The sequence below is a fragment of the Acidovorax sp. LjRoot204 genome, from assembly GCF_056175785.1.
This window is the reverse complement of sequence record NZ_JBGFFF010000186.1, coordinates 1-7224: the sequence shown is the minus strand read 5'-3', so window position 1 is coordinate 7224 and position 7224 is coordinate 1. Positions and strand designations below refer to the sequence as shown.

The following is a 7224-nucleotide window of genomic DNA, read 5'->3' as shown; positions in this document are numbered from 1 at the left end:
GCCGTGTTGTACACCCGGCGAGCACGGCAACAACGAGTGCGGCCTTGCCAGACCCTCACCCTGCGGGCCAGGGCTGCGGCGGGTACCCGGCGGCGTTGCCTGACTTGCCAAGGCAGCCAGCCTTGGCAGCGCCAGGCGCCTTGCCGTGCATCCCGCCGCAGCCCTGGCGCACCCCCGATTTCCCGGATTCAGTGGACTAGTGTGCATTGCAGCATGTTTCATTTTGAGAATATCCAGCCAGGGGCCGCGGAAATCTAGGGTTGTCCCTAGGGATGGGGCGTGGGGCGCGGCAGAAGATGCGCGAGCGATGAGCGTGATCCTGATCCCCTCCGCGAGATCGTGAGCGCGCTCCTATCCAGCCAAAACCACTCCAGGAGACAGCCAGATGCAAGTCCAGTTCACGGTCAACGGGCGCGCTGCCAGTGTTGACGTCCCCCCCAATACCCTGCTTGTCCATGCGCTGCGAGAGCACCTGCTGCTCACTGGCACCCACGTGGGTTGCGACACCAGCCAGTGCGGGGCGTGTACGGTGCATGTGAACGGCCGGGCCGTCAAATCCTGCGCGATGCTGGCGGTGCAGGCCCAGGGGGCCGAGGTGACCACCATTGAAGGCATGGCCACCCCTGACGGCACCATGCACCCCATGCAGGCTGCGTTCAAGGAGTGCCATGGCCTGCAGTGCGGCTTCTGCACGCCGGGCATGGTGATGAGTGCGGTGGACCTGTGCAAGAACCACCCGAACGCCAGCGAAGGCGAGATCCGCGAGCTGCTCGAAGGCAACATCTGCCGCTGCACCGGCTACCAGAACATCGTGCGCGCAGTGCAGGTCGGCCAGAAGGCCATGGCCGGCGCCTGAGCGCGCCCGCCGTCCCCACGCCAGAATAATCCAAGGAGACAAGACCATGGGTGCATCCGACTTTTCCAAGCTGCCGCACATCGGCGAATCGCTCAAGCGCAAGGAAGACTACCGCTTCCTGACCGGCGCAGGCCAATACACCGACGACGTGGTGCTGGCCGCGCAGAGCCATGCGGTGTTCGTGCGCTCACCGCACGCCCACGCCAAGATCAACAGCATCAACATTGACGCTGCCAAGGCCGCGCCCGGCGTGCTGGGCGTGTTCACCGGTGCCGATGTGGCCGCCGACAACATCAACGGCCTGCCCTGCGGCTGGCTTATCACCAGCACTGACGGCCAGCCCATGAAGGAGCCGCCACACCCCATCCTGGCGCAGGGCAAGGTGCGCTAYGTGGGSGACCACGTGGCCATGGTGGTGGCGCTGACCCAGCAGCAGGCACGCGATGCGGCCGAGCTGGTAGAGGTGGACTACGACGTGCTGCCAGCCGTGGTGAATGTGGCCGACGCCGCATCGGGCGCCGTGGCAGGTGCGGCGCTGCACGACATCGCGCCTGACAACCACTGCTTCAAGTGGGCCATCGGCGACAAGGGCGCCGTGGACGCCGCATTTGCCAACGCTGCGCATGTCACCAAACTCGATCTGATCAACAACCGCCTGATCCCCAACGCCATGGAGCCCCGTGCGGCCATCGGTAGCTACAACCGGGCGAGCGACGAATACACGCTGTACGTCAGCAACCAGAACCCGCACGTCGAGCGCTTGCTGATGACGGCCTTTGTGATGGGCCTGCCCGAGCACAAGGTGCGCGTGATTGCGCCCGATGTGGGTGGCGGCTTTGGCTCCAAGATCTATCTGTACGCCGAAGACGTGTGCCTGACCTGGGCGTCCAAAAAGCTCAACCGCAACATCAAGTGGGTGGCCGACCGCAGCGAGGCGTTCTTGAGCGACGCCCACGGCCGCGACCACGTGAGCCACGCAGAGATGGCGTTGGACAAGGACGGCAAGTTCCTGGCGCTGCGTGTGCACACCCACGCCAACCTGGGCGCCTACCTCAGCACCTTTGCCAGCGCGGTGCCCACCATCCTGTACGCCACGCTGCTGGCGGGGCAGTACAGCACGCCGCAGGTGTATGTGGAGGTGGACTCGTGGTTCACCAACACCGCACCGGTGGACGCCTACCGGGGCGCAGGCCGCCCTGAGGCCACCTACCTGCTGGAGCGCTTGGTCACCCGCTGCGCGTGGGAGATGGGACTGCCGCWGGACGAGATCCGCCGCCGCAACTTCATCAAGGCCTTCCCGTACCAGACGCCGGTGGCGCTGCAGTACGACACCGGCGACTTCCAGGCCTGCATGGATGGGGCGAACAAGCTGGCCGACGTGACGGGCTTCGAGCAGCGCAAGGCCGCCAGCGCGGCCAAGGGGCTGCTGCGGGGCATTGGGTATTCGTCGTACATCGAGGCCTGTGGCATTGCGCCGTCCAACATCGCCGGCGCCCTGGGCGCACGCGCAGGTCTATTCGAATGCGGCGAGGTACGCGTGCACCCCACCGGCAGCGTGACGGTGTTCACCGGCTCGCACAGCCACGGYCAGGGGCAYGARACCACYTTTGCGCAGGTGGTGGCSGCGCGCCTGGGCATYCCGGTGGASAACGTGGACRTSGTGCAYGGCGAYACSGGCCGCGTGCCSTTCGGCATGGGCACSTAYGGCTCRCGCTCCATCWSSGTGGGCGGCGCSGCCATCATGAAGGCRCTSGACAAGATCGAGRCCAAGGCCAARAAGATTGCYGCGCACCTGATGGARGCGAGCGATGCCGACATCGASTTTGCGAAYGGCGARTTCACGGTGCGTGGCACCGACAAGAAGATCCCGTTCGGCCAGGTGTCGCTGGCAGCCTATGTGCCGCACAACTACCCGCTGGACGTGCTGGAGCCGGGCCTGAACGAAACCGCSTTCTACGACCCGACCAACTTCACCTTCCCGGSMGGCACYTACATCTGCGAGGTCGAAGTGGACCCCGCCACCGGGCACACACGGGTGGACAAGTTCACSGCGGTGGACGACTTCGGCACCATCATCAACCCSATGATCGTCGARGGSCAGGTGCAYGGCGGRCTGGTGCAGGGCATYGGCCAGGCGCTGCTSGAGAACTGCGTGTACGACMRCGARACSGGCCAGCTGCTCACCGGCAGYTTCATGGACTACGCCATGCCACGCGCCGATGACTTCCCCGAGTTCAAACTGGGCCATGTGTGCACGCCCTGCACCCACAACCCGCTGGGCACCAAGGGCTGCGGCGAGGCCGGGGCCATTGGCTCGCCACCGGCGGTGATCAACGCCGTGCTGGATGCGCTGCGACACCTGGGTGTGAAGGACTTCGACATGCCCGCGTCGCCGCACCGCGTCTGGGAAGCGATTCAACACGCCAAGGCATAAGGAGATCCACCATGTACGCATTCACGTTTGAAGCGCCTTCTTCCACCGCCGCTGCCGCGCAGCTCATCGCCCAGGGCGGCAAACTGCTCGCGGGCGGGCAAAGCCTGCTGCCGTCCATGCGGCTGCGCCTGGCCAACCCTGAAAAGATCGTGGACCTGAACAGCATTGCCGAACTGGCGGGCATCCGCCGCGAGGGCAACGCGCTGGTCATCGGCGCCATGACGCGCCATGCCGACGTGGCATCCAGCAGCGAGGTCAAGTCGGCCATCCCGGCACTGGCCGACCTTGCTGCCCACATCGGCGACCGCCAGGTGCGCGCACGCGGCACGCTGGGCGGCTCGGTGGCCAACAACGACCCTGCCGCCTGCTACCCCAGTGCGGTGCTGGGCCTGGGCGCCACGGTCATCACCAACCGCCGCGAGATCAAGGCCGACGATTTCTTTGTGGGCATGTACACCACGGCGCTGGATGAGGGCGAGATCATCAGCGCCATCCGCTTCCCGATCCCGAAACGCGCTGCGTACATGAAGTTCAAGCAGGCGGCTTCGCGCTTCTCGCTGGTGGGGGTGTTTGTGGCGCAGACCGACAGCGGCGTGCGTGTTGCGGTGACCGGTGCGGCCAGCAGCGTGTTCCGCCATGCGGGGCTGGAGGCGGCGCTCAACCAGAGCTTCACCCCGCAGTCGGCTGCCAGCGTGAAGATCGACGCGAACGATCTGAACGCCGACATCCACGCCAGCGCTGCCTACCGCGCCAATCTCATCAGCGTGCAAACGCAGCGCGCTGTGCAGCAGATGCTGGGATGACGTGAAGGCAATCCCGCCACCGTGGTGCGGCACCCGGTGGCGGGTTTTTGAGTGAAATTGGCTGCAAGCGCTAGAGGAATATGCGCTGGAAGCTATGAATTGGATAGCAATGAACTCGTTGAACGCCGCGCCGGTTCCGGCTTCCATCGACGCCCTGGTGCAGGCCCTGCAAAGCGTGGGCTATTTTGCCGACCGTCGCCTGGCCACGGCGGTGTTTCTGGCGCTCAAGCTGCAGCGGCCTTTGTTGCTGGAGGGCGAGCCTGGCGTGGGCAAGACGGCGCTGGCCAAAGCCCTCTCGGAAGTGCTGTCGCGCAGCCTCATTCGCCTGCAGTGCTACGACGGCCTGGAGCAGCGCGAGGCGTTGTACGAGTGGAACTACGCCGCCCAGCTGCTGCACATGCGGGCAGCGGAAGGGCAGGGCAGTGCCGACATGGCGCAGGTGGAGCGCGAGGTCTACCAAGACCGCTACCTCATCCGCCGCCCCTTGCTGCAGGCGCTGCAGGCACCAGCGCCGGGCGCCGTGCTGCTGATCGATGAGGTGGATCGCGCGGACGAACCGTTCGAGGCCTTCTTGCTGGAGTACCTGGGCGAGTACCAGGTGAGCATCCCCGAGATCGGCACAGTGCGCGCCACGGCCACGCCGGTCACGCTGCTCACCAGCAACCGCACGCGCGATCTGMACGACGCCGTCAAGCGCCGCTGCCTGTACCACTGGCTTGACTACCCCGAGCGCGAGCGCGAGCTGGCCATCGTCCGCGCGCAGGTGCCCGGTGCCAGCGAGGCGCTGGCCGTGCAGGTGGCAGAGTTTGTGGGGCGGCTGCGCAGCCAGCCGTTTGCCAACGCCTTCCAGCGCGCGCCGGGCATTGCCGAGAGCGTGGAATGGGCCAAGGCGCTGGTGGCGCTCGACACCATCGTGGTGGACCCCGAGGTGGTGTCCGATACCGCAGGCATCCTGTTCAAGCAGCGGGAGGATGTGGCTGCGCTTACCCGCGACATGGCGGTGCAGTTGCTGCAGCCCGCCGATGCCGATGCATGAGAACCGGCCGATGGCCGAGGGCGCGATGTTCTCCCAACTCGGCGATGCCCGCACCGGCAAGCTGGCCGACAACCTGAGCGGCTTTGGCCGCACGCTGCGCCGCGCTGGCGTGCGGGTGGATGCGGCCCGCATGGCGCTGGCCCAGCAGGCGGTGATGCTGGTGGGTCTGCAGCGCGAGGACTTCGGTGCTGCGCTGGAGGCCGTGCTGGTCAGCCGCGAGCARGACCGCATGGTGTTCCGCGARCTSTTCGATGCCTACTTTCGCAATCCCAACGTCGCACAAAAGCTGCTAGCGCAGATGCTGCCCAGCGCAGAATCCAAGGCCGAGCCCGTCAAACGCCGCCCGCGCGTGAGCGAGGCACTGGCGCCTGTGCGTGCCGCGCGCAACGCACCGCCCGCGCGCGAAGAAGACAAGATCGAATTCGATGCCGCCATGACGGCCAGCGACCTGCAGCGCCTGCGGCAGGCGGATTTCAACCAGCTCTCGGCCAGCGAATACATCCTGGTGGAGCGCCTGGTGCGCGATGTGCCCTTGCCGTTGCCTCACTACGCGGCCCGCCGCACCCGGCCGGGCGCACGCGGCAGCCGCCCGCACTGGCCCGGCGCCATGCACCATGCGGCGCGCAGTGGGGGCGAGGTGCTGCACATCCCCTTGCTGCAGCGCCGCCAGCAACCGCTGCCGCTGCTGGTGCTGGTGGACGTGTCGGGCTCGATGGAGCGCTACGCGCGTTTGCTGCTGGCCTTCTTGCACGCCGCCACCGCGCCGCGCCACACCGGTGCCACCGTGCGCCGGGACGTGTTTGCGTTTGGCACTGGCTTGACCGACCTCACGCCCGCCTTCCGCCTGGCCGACACCGACGCCATGCTGCAGACGTCCAGCCATGCCATCACCGACTTTGCGGGCGGCACCCGCATGGGCGACAGCCTGGGCCAGTTGCGCCTGCAGCATGCGCGGCGCCTGGTGGGGCGCCGCACGCTGGTGCTGCTGATCAGCGATGGGCTGGACACGGGCGCCCCCGAGGTGTTGGAGCGCGAGCTGGCCTGGCTGCGTCGCCACTGTGGCCGCTTGCTGTGGCTCAACCCGCTGTTGCGCTACGAGGGGTATGCCCCTACGGCGCGCGGTGCGTCGGCCCTGCACCGCCAGGCCCACGGCATGGTGGCCGTGCACAACCTGAGCCACCTGAAGGACCTGGCCGCCAGCCTGGCAAGCGTGTTGCGGCAATGAGGGCGCGGCCCCGTACCGCATCGAGCCCAGACATGCAGCGGACCGATTGAATTCCCACAACATCCACACCCATTGAAGACCGAGAGGACCCACCATGGAAATGCAAGCCAGCCGAACCCTTGCCGTCAGCCAGCAACAGGCCTGGGAGGCGCTCAACGACCCTGAGGTGCTCAAGCTGTGCATTCCCGGCTGCGACAAGGTCGAGCCCACGGCCGAGAACCAGTATTCGGTGGCAATGGCGCTCAAGATCGGGCCCGTGTCGGCCAAGTTTGCGGGCAAGATCACGCTGTCCGACATCGTGCCGCCCGAGAGCTACAACATCGCCTTCGATGGCTCCGGCGGCGTGGCGGGCTTTGGCAAGGGCAATGCCCAGGTCAAGTTGGTGCCGTTACCCCCCGATGCGGCGGGGCAGGCCAGCTGCGAGCTGCATTACACCGTGCATGCCTCGGTGGGCGGCAAGATCGCGCAGCTGGGCCAGCGCCTCATCGACGGCGCCGCCAAGAGCATGGCCGAAGACTTCTTCAAACGGTTTGACGACGAGATGCAGCGCCGCTTTCCGCGTGCTGAAGCCCCCCCGGCAGATGCAGTAGCCAGTGCCGATGCCGTCACTCAGCCAGGCACCGTGGAAGGGGGGAGTGCCACCCAGGGCGGCGGTATCCCTGCGTGGATGTGGGGTGTTGGCGTGGCGGCCCTCGTACTGCTGGCCTGGTGGTTCAATCGGGGTTGAGTGCTATGGGTACCGGAAGGAAGTGAGTCATGGAAAATTTGGACGTCGTCGTGCTGCGCACGCTGCAGGGCTGGCGTGCCGCAGGGCGCCGTGCGCTGCTGGCCACGGTGGTGCGCACGTGGGGCTCGTCGCCACGGCCGGTG

7 protein-coding genes are annotated in these 7224 nt (G+C 66.8%); all 7 read left to right on the top strand.

Going from position 1 to position 7224, the window contains the following annotated elements; translation table 11 throughout:
• Positions 1–385 precede the first annotated feature (385 nt).
• Positions 386–856, top strand: a complete 471-nt coding sequence (locus AC04MI_RS21830) for a (2Fe-2S)-binding protein (RefSeq protein WP_056748178.1) — start codon at positions 386–388, stop codon at positions 854–856.
• Between the two features lie 46 nt (positions 857–902).
• A complete protein-coding gene (locus tag AC04MI_RS21825) occupies positions 903–3290 on the top strand; it encodes a xanthine dehydrogenase family protein molybdopterin-binding subunit (protein WP_476498680.1) in 2388 nt (795 codons plus the stop codon).
• Positions 3291–3301: 11 nt separating this feature from the next.
• Positions 3302–4093 carry an FAD binding domain-containing protein gene (locus tag AC04MI_RS21820; RefSeq protein WP_476498679.1) on the top strand — a complete coding sequence of 264 codons (792 nt, stop codon included), beginning with the start codon at positions 3302–3304 and terminating at the stop codon, positions 4091–4093.
• A 109-nt stretch (positions 4094–4202) separates the two neighbouring features.
• The gene (locus tag AC04MI_RS21815; RefSeq protein ID WP_476498678.1) at positions 4203–5129 is read left to right on the top strand and encodes an AAA family ATPase; all 927 of its coding nucleotides are present in this window, start codon (positions 4203–4205) and stop codon (positions 5127–5129) included.
• 10 nt (positions 5130–5139) lie between these two features.
• Positions 5140–6354, top strand: coding sequence for a vWA domain-containing protein (locus AC04MI_RS21810; RefSeq protein ID WP_476498682.1), 1215 nt, complete (start codon positions 5140–5142; stop codon positions 6352–6354).
• A gap of 94 nt (positions 6355–6448) precedes the next feature.
• Positions 6449–7081, top strand: a complete 633-nt coding sequence (locus tag AC04MI_RS21805) for a CoxG family protein (RefSeq protein WP_476498677.1) — start codon at positions 6449–6451, stop codon at positions 7079–7081.
• 29 nt (positions 7082–7110) lie between these two features.
• Positions 7111–7224: XdhC family protein (locus AC04MI_RS21800; protein WP_476498681.1), on the top strand; the 114-nt coding region annotated here is incomplete at its 3' end.